This window comes from Salarchaeum japonicum (assembly GCF_049705945.1).
Taxonomy (GTDB): domain Archaea; phylum Halobacteriota; class Halobacteria; order Halobacteriales; family Halobacteriaceae; genus Salarchaeum; species Salarchaeum japonicum_A.
This window is the reverse complement of the sequence record NZ_JBNAMV010000004.1, coordinates 974,843-990,433: the sequence shown is the minus strand read 5'-3', so window position 1 is coordinate 990,433 and position 15,591 is coordinate 974,843. Positions and strand designations below refer to the sequence as shown.

Annotated in this window: 16 protein-coding genes and 1 tRNA gene; 12 read left to right on the top strand and 5 right to left on the bottom strand. The window is 66.4% G+C overall.

The window, feature by feature from the left end; translation table 11 throughout:
- The first annotated feature begins 21 nt into the window (after positions 1–21).
- From ACOZ4O_RS07030 to gnd, 4 genes are read left to right on the top strand one after another with little or no spacing between them, the layout of a single operon-like run.
- Positions 22–1,158, top strand: coding sequence for a FecCD family ABC transporter permease (locus tag ACOZ4O_RS07030; RefSeq protein WP_424524598.1), 1,137 nt, complete (start codon positions 22–24; stop codon positions 1,156–1,158).
- 2 nt (positions 1,159–1,160) lie between these two features.
- Positions 1,161–2,006 carry an ABC transporter ATP-binding protein gene (locus ACOZ4O_RS07025; protein ID WP_424524597.1) on the top strand — a complete coding sequence of 282 codons (846 nt, stop codon included), beginning with the start codon at positions 1,161–1,163 and terminating at the stop codon, positions 2,004–2,006.
- Between the two features lie 50 nt (positions 2,007–2,056).
- Entirely contained in the window at positions 2,057–3,991 is a 1,935-nt protein-coding gene (locus ACOZ4O_RS07020; protein ID WP_424524596.1) for an ABC transporter ATP-binding protein, read from the top strand.
- Positions 3,992–4,029: 38 nt separating this feature from the next.
- Positions 4,030–4,926, top strand: a complete 897-nt coding sequence (gene gnd / locus ACOZ4O_RS07015) for a phosphogluconate dehydrogenase (NAD(+)-dependent, decarboxylating) (RefSeq protein WP_424524595.1) — start codon at positions 4,030–4,032, stop codon at positions 4,924–4,926.
- Between the two features lie 30 nt (positions 4,927–4,956).
- Here the strand turns inward: gnd and ACOZ4O_RS07010 are convergent, their stop codons facing one another.
- Positions 4,957–5,559, bottom strand: a complete 603-nt coding sequence (locus tag ACOZ4O_RS07010; protein ID WP_424524594.1) for a DJ-1/PfpI family protein — start codon at positions 5,557–5,559, stop codon at positions 4,957–4,959.
- Positions 5,560–5,637: 78 nt separating this feature from the next.
- Between ACOZ4O_RS07010 and ACOZ4O_RS07005 the strand changes: the two genes are divergently transcribed.
- Both ACOZ4O_RS07005 and ACOZ4O_RS07000 read left to right on the top strand, forming a co-directional pair.
- Positions 5,638–6,099, top strand: a complete 462-nt coding sequence (locus ACOZ4O_RS07005; RefSeq protein WP_424524593.1) for a hypothetical protein — start codon at positions 5,638–5,640, stop codon at positions 6,097–6,099.
- 95 nt (positions 6,100–6,194) lie between these two features.
- Positions 6,195–7,577: an MATE family efflux transporter gene (locus tag ACOZ4O_RS07000; RefSeq protein WP_424526154.1), complete on the top strand. Its 1,383-nt coding sequence runs from the start codon at positions 6,195–6,197 to the stop codon at positions 7,575–7,577.
- On the opposite strand, the gene ACOZ4O_RS06995 is transcribed toward ACOZ4O_RS07000, so the two are convergent.
- Entirely contained in the window at positions 7,574–7,909 is a 336-nt protein-coding gene (locus tag ACOZ4O_RS06995) for a CHY zinc finger protein (RefSeq protein WP_424524592.1), read from the bottom strand. The two genes, ACOZ4O_RS07000 and ACOZ4O_RS06995, sit on opposite strands and share 4 nt — an antisense overlap.
- Before the next feature lie 78 nt (positions 7,910–7,987).
- On the opposite strand from ACOZ4O_RS06995, the gene ACOZ4O_RS06990 reads away from it, so the two are divergent.
- The 3 genes from ACOZ4O_RS06990 (at position 7,988) to ACOZ4O_RS06980 (ending at position 9,671) form a co-directional block, all read left to right on the top strand.
- Positions 7,988–8,060 (top strand) — tRNA-Arg (locus tag ACOZ4O_RS06990).
- 204 nt (positions 8,061–8,264) lie between these two features.
- Complete coding sequence (locus ACOZ4O_RS06985; RefSeq protein ID WP_424524591.1) at positions 8,265–9,080, top strand: hypothetical protein; 816 nt, start codon at positions 8,265–8,267, stop codon at positions 9,078–9,080.
- Positions 9,081–9,530: 450 nt separating this feature from the next.
- Positions 9,531–9,671: a hypothetical protein gene (locus tag ACOZ4O_RS06980; protein WP_424524590.1), complete on the top strand. Its 141-nt coding sequence runs from the start codon at positions 9,531–9,533 to the stop codon at positions 9,669–9,671.
- A 63-nt stretch (positions 9,672–9,734) separates the two neighbouring features.
- Here the strand turns inward: ACOZ4O_RS06980 and ACOZ4O_RS06975 are convergent, their stop codons facing one another.
- Together ACOZ4O_RS06975 and ACOZ4O_RS06970 are read right to left on the bottom strand one after the other, a co-directional pair.
- Entirely contained in the window at positions 9,735–10,376 is a 642-nt protein-coding gene (locus ACOZ4O_RS06975; protein ID WP_424524589.1) for an alpha/beta hydrolase, read from the bottom strand.
- Complete coding sequence (locus ACOZ4O_RS06970) at positions 10,373–11,290, bottom strand: VOC family protein (protein ID WP_424524588.1); 918 nt, start codon at positions 11,288–11,290, stop codon at positions 10,373–10,375. The genes ACOZ4O_RS06975 and ACOZ4O_RS06970 overlap by 4 nt, the downstream gene beginning before the upstream one ends.
- Before the next feature lie 92 nt (positions 11,291–11,382).
- Between ACOZ4O_RS06970 and ACOZ4O_RS06965 the strand changes: the two genes are divergently transcribed.
- Both ACOZ4O_RS06965 and ACOZ4O_RS06960 read left to right on the top strand, forming a co-directional pair.
- Complete coding sequence (locus ACOZ4O_RS06965; RefSeq protein WP_424524587.1) at positions 11,383–13,224, top strand: sensor histidine kinase; 1,842 nt, start codon at positions 11,383–11,385, stop codon at positions 13,222–13,224.
- 45 nt (positions 13,225–13,269) lie between these two features.
- On the top strand, positions 13,270–14,013 hold the full coding sequence (locus ACOZ4O_RS06960) for a DUF6612 family protein (RefSeq protein WP_424524586.1): 744 nt from the start codon (positions 13,270–13,272) through the stop codon (positions 14,011–14,013).
- Here the strand turns inward: ACOZ4O_RS06960 and ACOZ4O_RS06955 are convergent.
- The gene (locus tag ACOZ4O_RS06955; protein ID WP_424524585.1) at positions 14,010–14,471 is read right to left on the bottom strand and encodes a deoxyuridine 5'-triphosphate nucleotidohydrolase; all 462 of its coding nucleotides are present in this window, start codon (positions 14,469–14,471) and stop codon (positions 14,010–14,012) included. The genes ACOZ4O_RS06960 and ACOZ4O_RS06955 overlap by 4 nt on opposite strands.
- A 77-nt stretch (positions 14,472–14,548) precedes the next feature.
- Between ACOZ4O_RS06955 and ACOZ4O_RS06950 the strand changes: the two genes are divergently transcribed.
- Entirely contained in the window at positions 14,549–15,526 is a 978-nt protein-coding gene (locus ACOZ4O_RS06950; RefSeq protein ID WP_424524584.1) for a YeiH family protein, read from the top strand.
- Positions 15,527–15,591 lie beyond the last annotated feature (65 nt).

Below are 15,591 nucleotides of genomic sequence, written 5' to 3'. Positions count from 1 at the left end.
CCTATGCATGGAGGTCGCTCGATGAGTAACGAAACGAGTACGCGGGAGTCGATTCGCTCGTTGGTCGCGCCGCGCGATAAGCGCCTCCTGACGCTCATCGCCGGCAGCCTCCTCGCCGTGCTCGCTTCCGGTTTCGTCCAGGTCTGGTTCGGGTCCTACGACATGACCGTCGCGCAGACGGTCTCGGTCGTGACCAACCCACGCATCCTCTTCAATCCGGACGTGTGGTCCGCCGCCCTGCTCGGCAACGAGTTCCCCGAGTGGATGACGACACCCCAGGTCATCGTCTGGAACCTCCGGATGCCGCGCGTGTTCATCGGCATCCTCGTCGGCATGAACCTCGCTATCTCCGGCGCGGTGTTCCAGGCCGTCACGCGCAACGAACTCGCGAGCCCCTACATCCTCGGCGTCAGCGGCGGCGCGGGCCTCGCGGTCCTCCTCACGCTCGTGTTCTTCTCCAGCGCGTACATCGTCCTCCCCGTTGTCGGCATCCAGTTCTCCGCGCTCCCGTTCGCCGCCGCGGTCGGCGGCGCGCTCGCGTTCTTCCTCGTGTACGCTATCGCCTGGCAGGGCGGCACGAGCCCCGTTCGTCTCGTCCTCGCCGGCGTCATCGTCGCGACCATCTTCCAGTCTCTCCAGACCGGCCTCTTCTACTTCCTCGACAGTACCGCCGCCGTGAAGACCGCAATCGCGTGGACGACCGGCTCACTCACCGGCGTCGACTGGGAGCAGTTCCGCCTCGCCGCGCTCCCCACGCTGTTCGTCGTGCCCGCCATCTTCCTCGCCGCCCGCCACCTGAACGTCCTCCTGCTCGGCGAGGACACGGCGCGCTCGCTCGGCATGCCGGTCGAACTCGTTCGGTTCGGCGTGTCCACGCTCGCCATCCTCGCCGCCGCGACCGCGGTGTCCGTCGCGGGCCTCGTCGGGTTCGTCGGCCTCGTCGTCCCGCACGCCGTCCGCACCGTCGTCGGCAGCGACTACCGACGGCTCGTCCTCGGGTCCCTCTTCCTCGGGCCCGCCCTGGTCGTTGTCGCCGACGTGGTCGCACGTCTCGCGCTGATGCCCGTCCAGGTCCCCGTCGGCATCGTCACCGGCCTCATCGGCGGCCCGTACTTCCTCTACCTGATGCGCCGCAACGGCGACGTCAGCGAGTTCTAACCATGTCACAAACACACGCCACCGACTCGACCGACGAACGCACCACCGAAGAGACGCCGGACGCGAAACTTCGCGCGAACGAACTCGAACTCCGGTACGCGAGCGTCGGCGAACCCGTCGTCGACTGCGACACCCTCGTCATCCCCGAGGGCGAAATAACCGCCTTGGTCGGCCCGAACGGCAGCGGGAAGAGCACGCTGCTCCGCGGACTCGCCCGCCACCTCGCGCCCGCCGACGGCGACATCGTCCTCGACGGCCGCGACATCGCCGACCTCGGCGACAAGGAGTTCGCGCGCGAACTCGGCCTGCTCTCCCAAGAGAACAACGCGCCCGGCGGCCTCACCGTCGAAGACCTCGTCCACCACGGCCGCTACCCGCACAAGGGCTTCTTCGACGGCCGCACGAGCGACGACGAGGACGCCGTCGAACGCGCGCTCTCGCTCACGGGCATCGAACACCTCCGCGACGACGACCTCGGGAACCTCAGCGGCGGCCAGAAACAGCTCGTGTGGATCGCGATGACGCTCGCCCAGCAGACCGACACCATCCTGCTGGACGAACCCACCACGTACCTCGACCTCCACCACCAGCTCCGCGTGATGGACGTCATCCACGAACTCAACGAGGAGCGCGGCGCGACCGTCTGCGTCGTCCTGCACGACCTCCAGCAGGCCGCGCGGTTCGCGGACTACCTCGTCGCCCTCCGGGACGGCAAAGTGTACGACTGGGGGCCGCCCGAGGACGTGGTGACCGAGGAACTGCTCGCGGACGTGTTCGGCGTGGACGCCGCGGTGGACTTCGACGACGGCGACCCCCGCATCCTCCCGCGGCAGGCGTTAGACCGATAGGCTGGCCGCTACCACAGCCCTCATCCCATTCCTGCTCGACGTACGGATAGATGTCTACGCCGGAGGAGGAGAGCGTGTTCGACACGTACCGCGACCGCGTCGAACGACCGCTCTATCGATTGTTTTCGGAGTACGGTGTATCGGAGTGGCAGTTCTTCGCGGGGGGGATGGCGGCGAACGTCGTGGCGCGCGCCGCGAGCCTCCTCCCGCCGCTTCTGTTGGGGGCGGCTATCGACAGCGTGTTCACGGGGGACTCGGCGTTCTCGCTGCCCGTCGTGCCTGCGTCGTGGCTGCCCGCGACCGCGCCGGACGCCACCCAGTTCCAGTTCGCGGCCGTCGCCATCGTCGTCTCGTTCTTCGTGACGGCGGTGTTCACGTGGCTGTACGGGGTGGCGGCGAACCTGTTCGCGCACCGCGTGATGCACGCCGTCCGCACCGACTCCTTCGAGAAGATGCAGCGACTCGACATGACGTTCTTCGACGACAAGCAGACGGGAGAGGTCATGTCCGTGCTGAACAACGACGCGAGCAACCTCGAAGTCTTCCTCGACAACGCTCTCCAGAACACCGCGCGGCTCGCCGTGATGGTCGTCGGCATCGCCGGTATCATGCTCTGGATGAACTGGCAGCTCGCCGTCGTGACGCTCGCCGCGATTCCGCTCATCGTCCTCCTCACGCTCTGGTTCATGCGGAAGGTCGAACCGCGCTACGTCGCGCAGCGCCAGAGCATCGGCGACCTCAACACCCGCCTCGAGAACGCGCTCTCCGGCGTCGAACTCGTGAAGACCTCGAACACCGAATCCTACGAGACCGGCCGCGTCCGCGACGCCTCCTACAGCTTCTTCCAGGACACGATGAGCGTCCTCAAACTCAACTACCTCTACCGGCCGGGCATGGAGTTGCTCGCCGGCCTCTCCTTTGCAGTAACATTTGTCGTCGGCGGTATCTGGCTGTTTCAGGGGCCGCCGCTGTTCTTCTCCGGCACGCTCTCCACGGGCGAGTTCGTGACGTTCATCCTGCTCACCCAGCGCTTCGTCACGCCGCTCGCGGAGGTCTCGAACATCGTCGACCAGTACGAGAACGCGAAGGCGTCCTCCGAGCGCGTGTTCGGCCTGCGCGACATCCCCGTCCGCATTCAGGACGACCCGGACGCCACCGACATCTCGCCCGTCGACGGCCGCATCGAGTACGACGACGTGACGTTCGGCTACGAGAGCGACCCCTACGGCGACCCCGACGACGACACCGCGAACCCGCTCGCCGACGAGGACGTGATTCTCGACGGCGTGAGCTTCGACGCCGACCCCGGCGAGACCACCGCGCTCGTCGGACCGACCGGCGCGGGGAAGTCCACGATTCTGAAACTCCTGATGCGGCTGTACGACGTTGACGACGGCGAAATCCGCGTGGACGGCCACGACATCCGGGACGTGACGCTCGAAAGCCTCCGCGGCGCTATCGGCTACGTCGGGCAGGACACGTTCCTGTTCGACGGCACCATCGCGGAGAACATCAAGTACGGCGAGTTCGACGCCGACCGCGAGGACGTGGTGGAAGCCGCGAAGGCCGCGGAAGCCCACCAGTTCATCACGGAGATGCCGAACGGCTACGACACCCGCGTCGGCGAACGCGGCGTGAAACTCTCGGGCGGCCAGCGCCAGCGCGTCAGCATCGCCCGCACCGTCCTCCAGGACCCCCAGATACTGATTCTGGACGAAGCCACGTCCGCCGTGGACACCGAGACGGAGTTCCTCATCCAGCGCAGCCTCGACCGGCTGAGTGAGGACCGCACGACGTTCAGCATCGCGCACCGCCTCTCCACCGTGAAGAACGCCGACCAGATTCTCGTCGTGGAGGCGGGCGAGGTCGCGGAGCGCGGCACGCACGACGAACTCCTCGCGAAGGACGGCGTGTACGCGGCGCTCTGGAACGCACAGACGGGCGACCGCGACCGCCTGAAGCAGGAACTCGACATCGAGACCTAATCACCCACCGCTAAGAGGGCGGAGGCCCGGTATCGAGTATGGAACTCGGCGTGCTCGGCCTCGGACGGATGGGGCGAATCGTGGTAGACCGGTGTCTGGACGCGGGCATCGACGTGGTCGCGTTCGACATCGACGAGGACGCGGTCGAATCGGCGGCGGACGCCGGCGCGACGCCCGCACACTCGATAGACGAACTCGCGGAGACGCTGGGGGAGGAGAAACGCATCTGGCTGATGGTGCCCGCGGCCGACCCCGTTGACGCCGCGCTCGACGACCTCGAACCCCACCTCGATTCTGAGGATATCGTCGTGGACGGCGGGAACTCCTACTTCCAGGACTCCATCCGGCGCGCGGAGTTCTGCCCCGCCGCCTACCTCGACTGCGGGACCTCGGGCGGTCCCGCGGGCGCGGAACTCGGCTTCAGCCTGATGGTTGGCGGCCCCGAGTGGGCGTACGACGAACTCGCGCCCGTCTTCGACGCCGTCGCCACGGGCCCCAGCGGCCACGACCGAATGGGCGAAACCGGGAGCGGCCACTACGTCAAAATGGTGCACAACGGCGTCGAGTACGCGCTCATGCAGGCCTACGGCGAAGGGTTCGAACTCCTCGCGAACGGCCGATACGACCTCGACCTCGAAGCGGTCTCCCGCACCTGGAACAACGGCGCGGTCATTCGCTCGTGGCTGCTCGAACTCTGCGAGGAGGCCTTCCGCGAGGAGGGTAACGACCTCGGCGACGTGGCGGACCACGTCGAAGGCGGCTCTACCGGCACGTGGACCGTGCAGGAAGCCCTCCAGCAGGAAGTCCCCGTCCCCCTCATCTATCAGGCGCTCGCCGAACGCTTCGACTCCCGGAGCGACGGCCGGTTCGCCCGCCGACTCGCCAACCGATTGCGGTACGGATTCGGGCGGCACGACGTAGTTCGAGACGAGTGAAACGAGCGAGAACTACGGAATGAGCGAGTGTTAGCGCGCGACGAGTGTTTTTCCGCGGGGTTCGTACTCCATCTCGGTTTTGACCTCGTCAGCGGTGTCGCGGCCGCGGATGGTTTCGATTAGTTGGAATGCGAGGTCGAGGCCGGAGGTGACGCCGCCGGCGGTGAGGACGTCGCCGCAGTCGACGACGCGGGCGTCGGCGATGCGTGCGCCGGTCGCTTGGAGGTCGTCGGTGGCGGTGTGGTGGGTGGTCGCGGGGCGGTCGTTGAGGAGGCCGGCTTCGGCGAGGAGCATGCCGCCGGTGCAGACGCCGGCGACGGTCGCGCCGTTCTCGTGGGCGTCGGCGAGATATTGGGGGATGGTGCCGTCTTCGTATTCGGTCCACGCGCCCGGCTGGTCGCGGTCGTTCCAGCCGCCGCCGCCGGGCGCGAGGACGAGGTCCGAGCGGTCGTGGTCGGTGTCGGTTTCGACGCGGAGGCCGTGGCTGGCTTCGACCACGGACGCGCCGTGCGGGCTGACGATGCGGGCGTCGAGGCCGGCGTTCACGAACACTTCGTAGGGCGCGATAGCGTCGAGTTCGTCGAAGCCGTCGTAGACGAGAACGGACACCGTCTGGATGCTGTCTCGGTCCATACGCGGGGTTCGGTCGCCGGCACGAAAAGCGTTCACGCGACCCGCAGACTTATCGGCCGGCTCGGCCTCCGTCGGGACGTGAACCTCCCCGGTAGTCGTCGCGCCACGTCCTTCCCGAGCGTCCGCCGTCCGGTCGCTATTTTCTTCCTCTCGGTGTTCGTGCTGTTGGCGGCGTTCGTCGCGGGAATCGGCGCGCTCCATTACGAATTCTTTCTCACCGGGACTGGCGTGGACGCGATGCGGAACGTCGTCGAAGTGTACGAGTACGCGGCGCTCCCCGCGGCCGACCGGGCGACCGTGGACGCCGCCATCGCCGGCGAGCGCTTCGTCTACACGTCGGTCGAGCCCGTCCCGGGATACGGCGGCGTCGGACTCAGCGAACAGATCGGCGTCGTGAAAGACGACACGACGTACGTCTTCGAGCGCCGGCTGTTCTTCGACGCGACCGCTCCCGTCGGCCTGCTCTCGATAGGACTCGGCGTCGCCGGACTCGCGCTGTTCGCGTCCGCGCTCCGGCTGGATATGACCGCACGGCACTGAAAGTCGAAGCGCTCATTTCGATTTGAAGCTAGGCTCGGGTAGTGTCAGAGCCCCGCGTCGAGAATAGTATCACGGAAGGCGACCTGATTCGGCCGATGCTCGCGCTCGCCTGGCCGATGGTCGTCATTCAGCTCCTCCAGGTGGCGTACAACCTCGCCGACACCTTCTGGCTCGGCAGGCTGTCCTCCAACGCCGTCGCCGCCCTCAGCCTCGCCTTCCCCCTCATCTTCTTCCTCATCAGCGTCGGCGGCGGGTTCACCACCGCCGGCTCCATCCTCGTCGCGCAGTACACGGGCGCGAACAGCGAGGGGTCCGCGGGGAAGGTCGCCGCGCAGACCATGGGGTTCGTCTGCACGCTCGCCACAGTCTTCGGCATCGTCGGGCACTTCATCACTCGGGACATGCTCTCCGTACTCCCCGCGGACTCCGAGACCGCCGCGGTCGTCATCCCGCTCGCCGCGGACTACATGGAAGTGTTCTTCCTCGGGATGCCCGCGCTCTTCGGGTTCTTCGTGTTCTCCAGCCTGATGCGGGGCTACGGGAACACCCGCACGCCGATGCGCGTGATGTTCGTCAGCGTCGCCATCAACGTCGTCCTTGACCCCTTCCTCATCTTCGGCTGGTGGGTGTTCCCCGAGATGGGAATCGTCGGCGCCGCCGTCGCCACCATCTTCGCGCGGTTCGTCGCCGCTATCATGGGCGCGTACGTCCTCTTCTTCACGGACGCCGGCCCGGACGTCGCGCTCGCCGACTTCTATCCCGACTTCGGCCTCGTTTCGAAAATCGTGCGCGTCGGCACGCCGAGCGCCGCCGAACAGTCCACGAGCGCGCTCGCAATGATTTCGCTGACCGCGATGGTCGCGTCCTTCGGCCCGGCGGTCGTCGCCGCGTTCGGCCTCGGGAACCGCCTCGTCAGCCTCGTCTTCCTCCCCGCGATGGGGCTCGGGCGCGCGACGAACACGATGGTCGGCCAGAACCTCGGCGCGAACCAGGCCGAACGCGCCGAACGCGCCGTCTGGCTCGCCGCGAAAGTCGCCGCCGGCGTCCTGTTCTGCATCGCAATCGTCGCCGCGCTCTTCCCGCGCCCCATCGTCTCCGTCTTCATCGAACCCGGCGTGGAGAACGCCGCCGCCACCATCGCGTTCGGCAGCGAGTACGTCCGCATCCGCGCCATCGAGTTCGTGTTCATCGGCGTCCTCCAAGTCGTCCTCGGCGCGTTCCGCGGCGCGGGCAGCACGAAGACAGCGATGGTGATTTCGATGGTGACGCTCTGGCTCGGCCGCGTCGCCACCGTCTACGTCCTCGTCTTCCTCCTCGACATGGGCGCGACCGGCATCTGGCTCGGAATGATGTGCGGGAACGTCCTCGGCGCTATCGTCGGCGTCGCGTGGTTCCTCCGCGGCACCTGGAAGAAGACAGTCATCGACGACGACCCCGACTCGGGCTCCGGCCCAAGCCCCGACACCTCGGACGCCTAGCGCACGTCCGGCGAGAAGTACCGGTCGTAGTGCCGCCGACACCCCGGATTGAAGTCCGCGCCGCAGTCCGGACACGTGTTCTCACACGCAAAATACTCACTCACCGTCAACTCCCCGCCACACACGCCGCACAGCACCGCACGCGCCGACGCGTCCTCCCACACCGCCGCCTCGTGGTCCGCAACCGCCTCGTGGCACTCGTAGCACGGATAATATTCGCCACAACACGCGAATCGAATCGCAATCACGTCCACGTCCGAATCGTAGTGCGCACACCGCGTCTCCACGCCTACATCCACGCCGTACACCTCCCGACCACCAACGACCTCCATACCCAGACTCCACGTCCCACACCCTTCGACCTACCCATTCCAGAAGCGTTAAAGCCGCAACACCGATAGACAGAATAAGGGCTCGTAGCTCAGTGGACAGAGCACTTGGTTCCGGACCAAGATGCCGCGGGTTCAAATCCCGTCGAGCCCGTTCTCACGCTCACTTCGTTCGCGGAGAACGGGGTCGACTCGCAGGACGCGAAGCGTCCTGCTAAGTCACACTCGTTCGCTTCGCTCACTCGCGTGACTCCCGTCGAGCCTATCTCGAAATATCCTGAAGAGGAATCATACGACAGTGTAGAACTTCATCGACTGGGGCGGTATATTTTACAACCCGTCAGCGGTTTGTAGTTGTATGGGTGACAGGGGTTCGTCTGACTCGGAGATTCTGTTAGAAGAGCTACGACGACAGTCAGTTGAACAGAAGGAACAGCACCAAGAGAACATCCAAATACTCGTTGCACTCTCTCTATTTGCGGGGTATATCACGGCGTTCTTCAACAATCTCTTCGACAATTTTGCTCTGAATATTGCAACCACTCTACTCGCGTCGATTGTGTTCCTCTTCCTTCTCTATAAGCTCATACTCAACTCACATGTCGTAAACAGTGAATTGATCACCTCTGATCGAGTTGATAAACTCTTCTCAGCATTCTATTTGGTTTCTGTCGTCGGATTTGGACTTGTAGCTGTATTCATAGTTACTGCCGAACAATTCGACATATCCATACAAAGCATAAGCTCAGAGACAGTGGCTACCATATTCTCGGCTTCTATAATTCCGTTTATGATAGCTCTATTAACGTGGTTAGGATGGAAGAAGAGACAGATTCTCCACAGACAGGAAGATCAATTACGGGAGCGGTTCCCACAAGCTCTTGAAATGCTGGACAACGGAGGTATAGTGAACACTCAAAAGAAACAGGTTCTAATCGAGCGGCTCGAAGCATTGCTTGATAAGGATCGTCAGCGAGAGCCGAATCTGTTCTGGCTTGCTAGTATCTTGATGGTCTCAAATGCCGATACGCTCACCGCTCTCACTGCCGATGCCCGTTTACGTCTGTTAAATATCATCGAGAGGATTGAACGACGGGACAAGTACGGAGAATACAATGAAGAGGATTTACGGAAAATAGAAACAATTCTTGAAAGCGCTGAAGAGAGTAGTTGAATCGGTAAAACCCGCTAGTCACCACGTTTGTACGGCGGTAGTTCGTCTGTGTGTAGGTCGAATACTTCGTGAACGGGTATCCCCTCTGTTCAAGGTGGCTGTAGTGGGTACGGAAGTCGGCCCCTTCGTACCAGTTTGCTCTGACGCAAATGCTGATATAAGCACAGAAACCGGGCGGATGAGTGATTATTCGAACCTCTCGAATCTCCGGATTGAGTAAACTCCACTGGAACAAGTACAATTAAGTTTTCTCGCGGCGTCGGGTTCAGTCGAAGCCGGGGGTCAGGTGACACGAACCCCGCTTCGTTTCTGCGACGCGACTGACGCACTCGGAGAGCGCGCTGGCGGTTCTCGAATTGTGTGATTTTCAGGGTCGCAGGGCGTGCCAGGGTGGCTTTTCGGTGTGCTGTGTCCAGTACTGTTTTCCGTTTGTCTGGAAGGAGTGTACGTATGGCTGATTCGGGGGACGAGAGCGTCGAGAGCGTCGAGGAGTGTCTCGAGAACGCGCTCGATTACGCGGAGAACGACGAGGCCGGATACTGGATCCGCATCGCGTTACAGCGACTGGTGGTCGACCGCAGCGACGAATAGCCGCACTCGCACTCCAGCGTCGTGGCGCGCGGTGTGAGACTCCGCATCGTGGGACGTTCGGTGCTAGTTCTCGATGAGTCGGTCGAGGAGCGCGTTCGCGCGGTCGAACTCGTCGTCCGTCACCTCGTGGCCGACGCCGTCGTATATCTCGGTGGTCACGTCCGCATTGAGCGACTCGAACACGGCGGCTGTGTCCTGAACGCGCGCGGCGGGGACGCGGTCGTCGTCCGCGCCGACGCCGAGAAACACGGGGGTGCCGTCGAGACTCCTCGCGTACTCGCTCGGGTCGATTGTGGGGCCGAGCAGGCCGCCGGCGAGCGCGACGATGCCGCCGTATCGCTGGGGGTGTCGCGCGGCGTACTCGCAGACGACGCACGCGCCTTGACTGAACCCGAACAGGAGCACGCGCTCGGGCGGCAGGCCGGAATCGCGGGCACGCTCGAGCGCGGCATCCACTTGGTCGAGCGCGCCGGAGAGGTGTGGTTCGTTTCGCTCCCGCGGCTGGTCGAACGCGTACGGATACCAGCGACTCCGCTCCGCGTCGGGCGCGAAGAACGTCACGCCGTGCCGATAGAGCGGTTTCGCGAGGTTCGTCACGCCCTGCGCGGTCGCGCCGCGCCCGTGAAGCAGGACGACGCCCGCGTCCGCCGCGCCGCGCGGTGCGCCCGACACGACTATCGGCTGGTCCGCGTGCGGCCGGGTCACGTCTCCAGGTCGGGGAGCTGCGATTCGATGAGGTCGCGGTCGTCCGCGAAGAACTCCGGCAGCACGAACGACCCGCCGAGGTCCGAGCGGGGTTCGTCGAGCGTGTACCCCGGCGTCTCGGTCGCGAGCTCCCAGAGGATGCCGCCGGGGTCGCGGACGTACAGCGACTCGAAGTACCGGCGGTCGCGGATGCGTGAGACGCGGAGGTCGCGCTCCCTGAGGAGGTCGTGGTAGTCCATCAGGTCGTCGCGGCCGGGGACGCGGAGCGCGACGTGCTGGATGGACCCGACGCCCTCCCGACCGTACCCGGCCTTCCGGTTCAGCACGTCCACGACGGTCGCGCGGTCGCCGGGCGCGCGGTATCGCACGCGGTCGCCGTCCTCCGCGTCGAGCGCGAAGCCGAACGTTTCGAGCGTGCTCGCGGTCGCGTACGGGTCCGCGGGCAGCGTCGTGACGCCGTGGAACCCCCGAATCGCGTGCTCGTCGGGGACCGTCGCGGCCCACGGTTCCACGGGCGACTCCGCCGCGACGAGCTCGAGCGTCGTCCCCGCCGGGTCCGCGAACCGGAGCGCCGTCTCGTCCAGTCGCTCCCGCGTCTCGTGGCTGATGTCGTGGTCGTCGAGCCGGTCGCGCCAGAAATCGAGATTCCCCTGCGGCACGGCGAACATCGCCGCCGGAACGCTCGGTTTCCCGGGACGCGCGGGCACCTCGTTCGGGTACGGGAAACACGTGTACACCGTGCCCGGCTCCCCCGCCTCGTTCCCGTAGAACAGGTGGCGGGTGAGCATGTCCTTCTGGTTCACCGTGTGCTTCACGAGCCGGAGGCCCAGCACGCCCGTGTAGAAGTCGACGCTGTCCTGTGCGTCGGCGACGAGCGACGTGACGTGATGGAGTCCCGGACTGTCGGCGGGCATTACTCGCGGATTCGCGTTCGAGCCAATTAGGCTGTCGGGCCGGGGCGGATTCGGCCCACAGGCTTTTGACACGAATTCCTCTACGTTCGATGATGGCTCCCTCGTTCCGACGCGTCACGTCCGCTGGCCTCGTCAGCGCGCTCGGCGTCGGCCTCCTCTGGTTCCCGCTGCTCGACATCTTCGACGACTGGGCGAACCCGCCGTCCAAGCCGCTGTGGTCCACGCTGTTCGAGAACTCGCCCGGCCTCGTCCTCGCGCTCACGCTCGCTATCGGCGGCGTCTGGCTGTACACGCGAGAGTGGGAGGACACGTACGTCGTGAACGCCGCGGCGTGGTCGCTCGGCGTCATCGTCGCGTTCGCCGTGCTCTGCGCGTGGGTGCTCGGCATCCAGCAGTTCGTCCAGAACGACCTCAAACCCTACTTCATCGCGCTCGACGCCGTCGTGTTCGGCGGCGTCGTCGCGCTCGGCATCGGCATCTACGACTCCCGCCGCCGCCGCAACGACTCCCGGCTCTCGCTCGAACGCGACCGGCTGTCCGCGCTCTACGAGAACGCCGACGACGCAATCGCCACCGTCCGGTTCGACGACGGCCCCGTCGTCGAGTCCGCGAACGACGCCTTCCGCACGCAGTACGACGACGTAGCGGCCGTTCTCGACGCCGCACCCGGCGTGAACGGCACGTACGACTCGATCGCCGACCCGCTCGCCGACGGTGACACCGTCGAGTTCGAGTGGAACGGCCCCGCCGGCGACCACACGTATCTCGTCAACGCCACGCCCATCACCACCGAGGACGCCGTTCGCGCGCACGTCCGCATCTCGGACATCACCGAGCAGAAACAGCTCGCCCGGGAGTCCGCCGCCCGCGAACGCCTCGAACATCTCCACCGGGTCGCCTCCGACCTCTCCGCCGCCGACACCGAGACAGAGGCGTACGACCGCACGCTCAACGCACTCCGCACCGCCGTCGGGTTCGACCGCGGCTGCGTCGTCGTCGACGGCGACGTGGTCGCCGCCCGCGGCACCCGTGACGCGCTCGACTGGCCGAGCATCGACCGCACCCAACCCGGCGCGGTCCCGACCGACGGCGGCGCGACCACCCGCGAGGTCGACGGCGCGACCGTGCTCACCGTCCCCGTCGGCACGGACGCCGTCCTCCAGGCGAGCGCGGGCGACGACTTCGAGCACTCCCAAGTGACTGCCGCGGAACTCCTCGGCACCCACCTCCGCGAGACGCGGAAACGCCTCGACCGCGAAGCCCGGTTGCGCGACCAGCACGAACGCCTCGAACTGCTCGCGCGCACGTTCCGCCACGACCTCCTGAACGACGTGAACGTCATCAACGCCCGCGCCACCGTCCTCGAAGAGCACGTGGACGCGGACGCACAGGAGTACCTCGACACGCTGACCGAGCGCACGGACGACATGGAAGAACGCATCGAGACGATGCGCTCGCTGATGAAAGCCGTAGAGGGCGAACACCGCGACCTCGAACCCGTCGCGCTCGCCCCCGTGGTGAAGGACGCGGTGGACGACGCCCGCGACACCTACCCGAGCGCGGCGTTCGAACTCGACACGCCGCTCCCCGCGGTGGACGTGCTCGGCGACGACCTCCTTCCGGACGTGTTCCAGAACCTCCTCTCGAACGCCGTCGAACACAACGACACCGCCACTCCGCGGATTCGCGTGTCCGGCGAGCGCGACGGCGACACGGTCGTCGTCACCGTCGCCGACAACGGCCCCGGCGTCCCGCCAGAACGCAGGGACGACGTGTTCGACCTCGGCGAAAAGGGCGTCGACAGCGGGGGAACGGGCGTCGGACTGAACCTCTGTCACCGCATCGTCGAGACGTACGACGGCGCGCTCACCGTCGAGGGCGCCGACGACCTCGGCGGCGCCGCGTTCCACGTCCGCCTCCCCGTCGACGAGTAACGAAGGCGTAAGCTACAAGCGGTTGACGGCTTCCCGTGTACGTGTATGCATCGACGTACTGTCGCCCTCGTCCTCCTCGCGGGCCTGGTCGCGCTCAGCGGCTGCGCCGGCCTCACCGACTCGTCACCCACCGACACCACGTCGAACGTGGACGCCGACGCCGACGCGGTCCAGGCTGACACGCTCGACGCGATGACGACCGTCACGAGCTACGAGTTCTCCGCTGACCTCCAGCAGGACCTCGGGAACGTCCAGACCGACATCGACCTCACCGGCGTCGTCAACACGACCGCAGAGCGCATGTACCAGAAGAGCGACGCCACCGCCACCCGCGGCGACCAGTCGACCTCCGCGACAACCAAATCATACATCGCCAACGACACCGCGTACATCCACTCGCAGGGCGTCTGGCAAACCCGGCCCGCGCCCGAGCGAACGTGGACCAACACGCCGGTCGACCGCCAAGTCCAGTTCCTCACCGGCGCTGAGGTCACCGTACTGAACAAGACCACCGTCGACGGCGTCGAGACGTACGCGCTCTCCGTCCAGCCCGACCCCGAGCGCGTCGCGGGCTACATCGAGAACCAGAGCTCCGTCGGCGGTGACGCCACCGTCGACTCGGTTTCTGTCACGCAGTACGTCGCCGTCGACACCCACCGCATCCGGAAGGCGACGCTCGACATGAGCGCGACGATTCAGGGGCAGACCATCGACCAGACGCTCACCATCACGTTCAGCGAGTACGGCACCGAGACGGACATCACCGTCCCGGACGAAGCGACGAACTAGAGCCGCTCGCCCTGATAACTCCCGTCGTACATTTCTTCGTGCTCCGCGTCCGCGAGCACCAGCTGGGCGATGCGCGCCCCCGCCTCCAGTTCGACCGCGTGATGCACCTGGAGCAAGCCCTCGCCGCGCCCCTCGTAGCCCGCGTCCCACACCGCCGTGTTGAGCATGCAGGAGTTCCGGAGGAGGCTCGACCGCGGGTAGACGAACCCGACGTGCTCCTCGGGGATGCGAACGGTCTCCGCGTACTCCACGACGTACCCGCCCGGTTCCAATCGGTAGGTGTCGTCGTCCGCGTCGACCGCCCGCCGGTCGCCCACCTCTTTCCCATCGGTTCCGATTCGCCCGGGGATCGTCTGCTCGTACACGCCCGCGAGCGTCAGGTCGACGCCGTTCGGCTGCACCTGCTCGTCGTCCACGCCGCCCAGCGCCGCCGCGACGTACGCGCCACTCTCGAACATACCGCGTACTCCGCCACGACCCGGTTAGGCGTGTCGAATCGACACGCACTCCCGTCCGCCCGCCGTCCGTCGACGCGATGCGCGAATGCGTCCGCCGGCGCGCCCCCGGCTTTCTCGTCCTCGTCGCCGTCGCCGCCCTCGCCGTCGCCGTATCGCGGGCGGTCGGCGTCGGCAGTCCGCTCCTCCTCGCGGTCGCGTTCGGCGCGGTCGCCGCGAACGCCTTCCCGACACCCGACGCGCTCGCCCCCGGTCTCGCGCTCCACGGCCGCCTCCTCGAAGCCGGTATCGTCGCGCTCGGCGCGACCCTCGGCCTCGGCGCGCTCGCCGCGGTCGGCCCGCTCGTCCTCTTGCTCGTCGCCGCCGTCGTCGCCGCGTCCGTCCTCGTCACCGAACTCGGCGCGCGCGTCGCCGGGCTCTCCCGCGAATCCGGGTCGCTGCTCGCCGCCGGCGCGAGCGTCTGCGGAGTCTCCGCCGTCGCCGCCGTCGCCGGAAGCATCGACGCCGCCGAGGAGCGCGTCGCGTACGCCGCCGCCACCGTCCTCCTCTTCGACGCCATCACACTCGCCGTCTTCCCCGCGCTCGGCCACCTGCTCGCGCTCACGCCCCGCGAGTTCGGCGTCTGGGCCGGCCTCGCGATGTTCTCCACCGGCCCCGTCACCGCCGCCGGGTTCGCATACGGCCCTCTCGCGGGCCAGTGGGCGACCGTCACGAAGCTCGTCCGGAACACCGCCATCGGCGTCCTCGCCCTCTTCTACGCCGTCGGACACGCCGACGCTGACCGCCCCCTGCGCGCGCTCACTAGCGGGATTCCCGGGTTCCTCGTCGGCTTTCTCGCACTCGCTGCGCTCGCCGCCACCGGCGTCCTCCCCGCCCCCGTCAGGTCCGGGTTCGACGCGCTCTCCGAGGCGTGCTTCCTCCTCGCGTTCGCCGGCCTCGGCTTCGACCTCCGACTGGACGCCTTCCGCACCGCCGGCCTGCGGCCCGTCGCTGTCGTCGCCACAACCCTCCTCGTCGTCGGCACGCTCTCACTCGCCGCCGTCGTCGCACTCCTCTAAACGCCTGATAACCGCCCTCATACGCACTCCCTCCGTGTGTATAAGGAACATACGCCCGTCCTGAA

Bases quoted from the DNA above. Each gene is read 5' to 3' on its own strand.
- ACOZ4O_RS07030 (WP_424524598.1), top strand. From the start codon at position 22: ATGAGTAACGAAACGAGTACGCGGGAGTCGATTCGCTCGTTGGTCGCG.
- ACOZ4O_RS07025 (WP_424524597.1), top strand. From the start codon at position 1,161: ATGTCACAAACACACGCCACCGACTCGACCGACGAACGCACCACCGAA.
- ACOZ4O_RS07020 (WP_424524596.1), top strand. From the start codon at position 2,057: ATGTCTACGCCGGAGGAGGAGAGCGTGTTCGACACGTACCGCGACCGC.
- gnd (WP_424524595.1), top strand. From the start codon at position 4,030: ATGGAACTCGGCGTGCTCGGCCTCGGACGGATGGGGCGAATCGTGGTA.
- ACOZ4O_RS07010 (WP_424524594.1), bottom strand. From the start codon at position 5,559: ATGGACCGAGACAGCATCCAGACGGTGTCCGTTCTCGTCTACGACGGC.
- ACOZ4O_RS07000 (WP_424526154.1), top strand. From the start codon at position 6,195: ATGCTCGCGCTCGCCTGGCCGATGGTCGTCATTCAGCTCCTCCAGGTG.
- ACOZ4O_RS06995 (WP_424524592.1), bottom strand. From the start codon at position 7,909: ATGGAGGTCGTTGGTGGTCGGGAGGTGTACGGCGTGGATGTAGGCGTG.
- ACOZ4O_RS06985 (WP_424524591.1), top strand. From the start codon at position 8,265: ATGGGTGACAGGGGTTCGTCTGACTCGGAGATTCTGTTAGAAGAGCTA.
- ACOZ4O_RS06980 (WP_424524590.1), top strand. From the start codon at position 9,531: ATGGCTGATTCGGGGGACGAGAGCGTCGAGAGCGTCGAGGAGTGTCTC.
- ACOZ4O_RS06970 (WP_424524588.1), bottom strand. From the start codon at position 11,290: ATGCCCGCCGACAGTCCGGGACTCCATCACGTCACGTCGCTCGTCGCC.
- ACOZ4O_RS06965 (WP_424524587.1), top strand. From the start codon at position 11,383: ATGGCTCCCTCGTTCCGACGCGTCACGTCCGCTGGCCTCGTCAGCGCG.
- ACOZ4O_RS06960 (WP_424524586.1), top strand. From the start codon at position 13,270: ATGCATCGACGTACTGTCGCCCTCGTCCTCCTCGCGGGCCTGGTCGCG.
- ACOZ4O_RS06955 (WP_424524585.1), bottom strand. From the start codon at position 14,471: ATGTTCGAGAGTGGCGCGTACGTCGCGGCGGCGCTGGGCGGCGTGGAC.
- ACOZ4O_RS06950 (WP_424524584.1), top strand. From the start codon at position 14,549: ATGCGCGAATGCGTCCGCCGGCGCGCCCCCGGCTTTCTCGTCCTCGTC.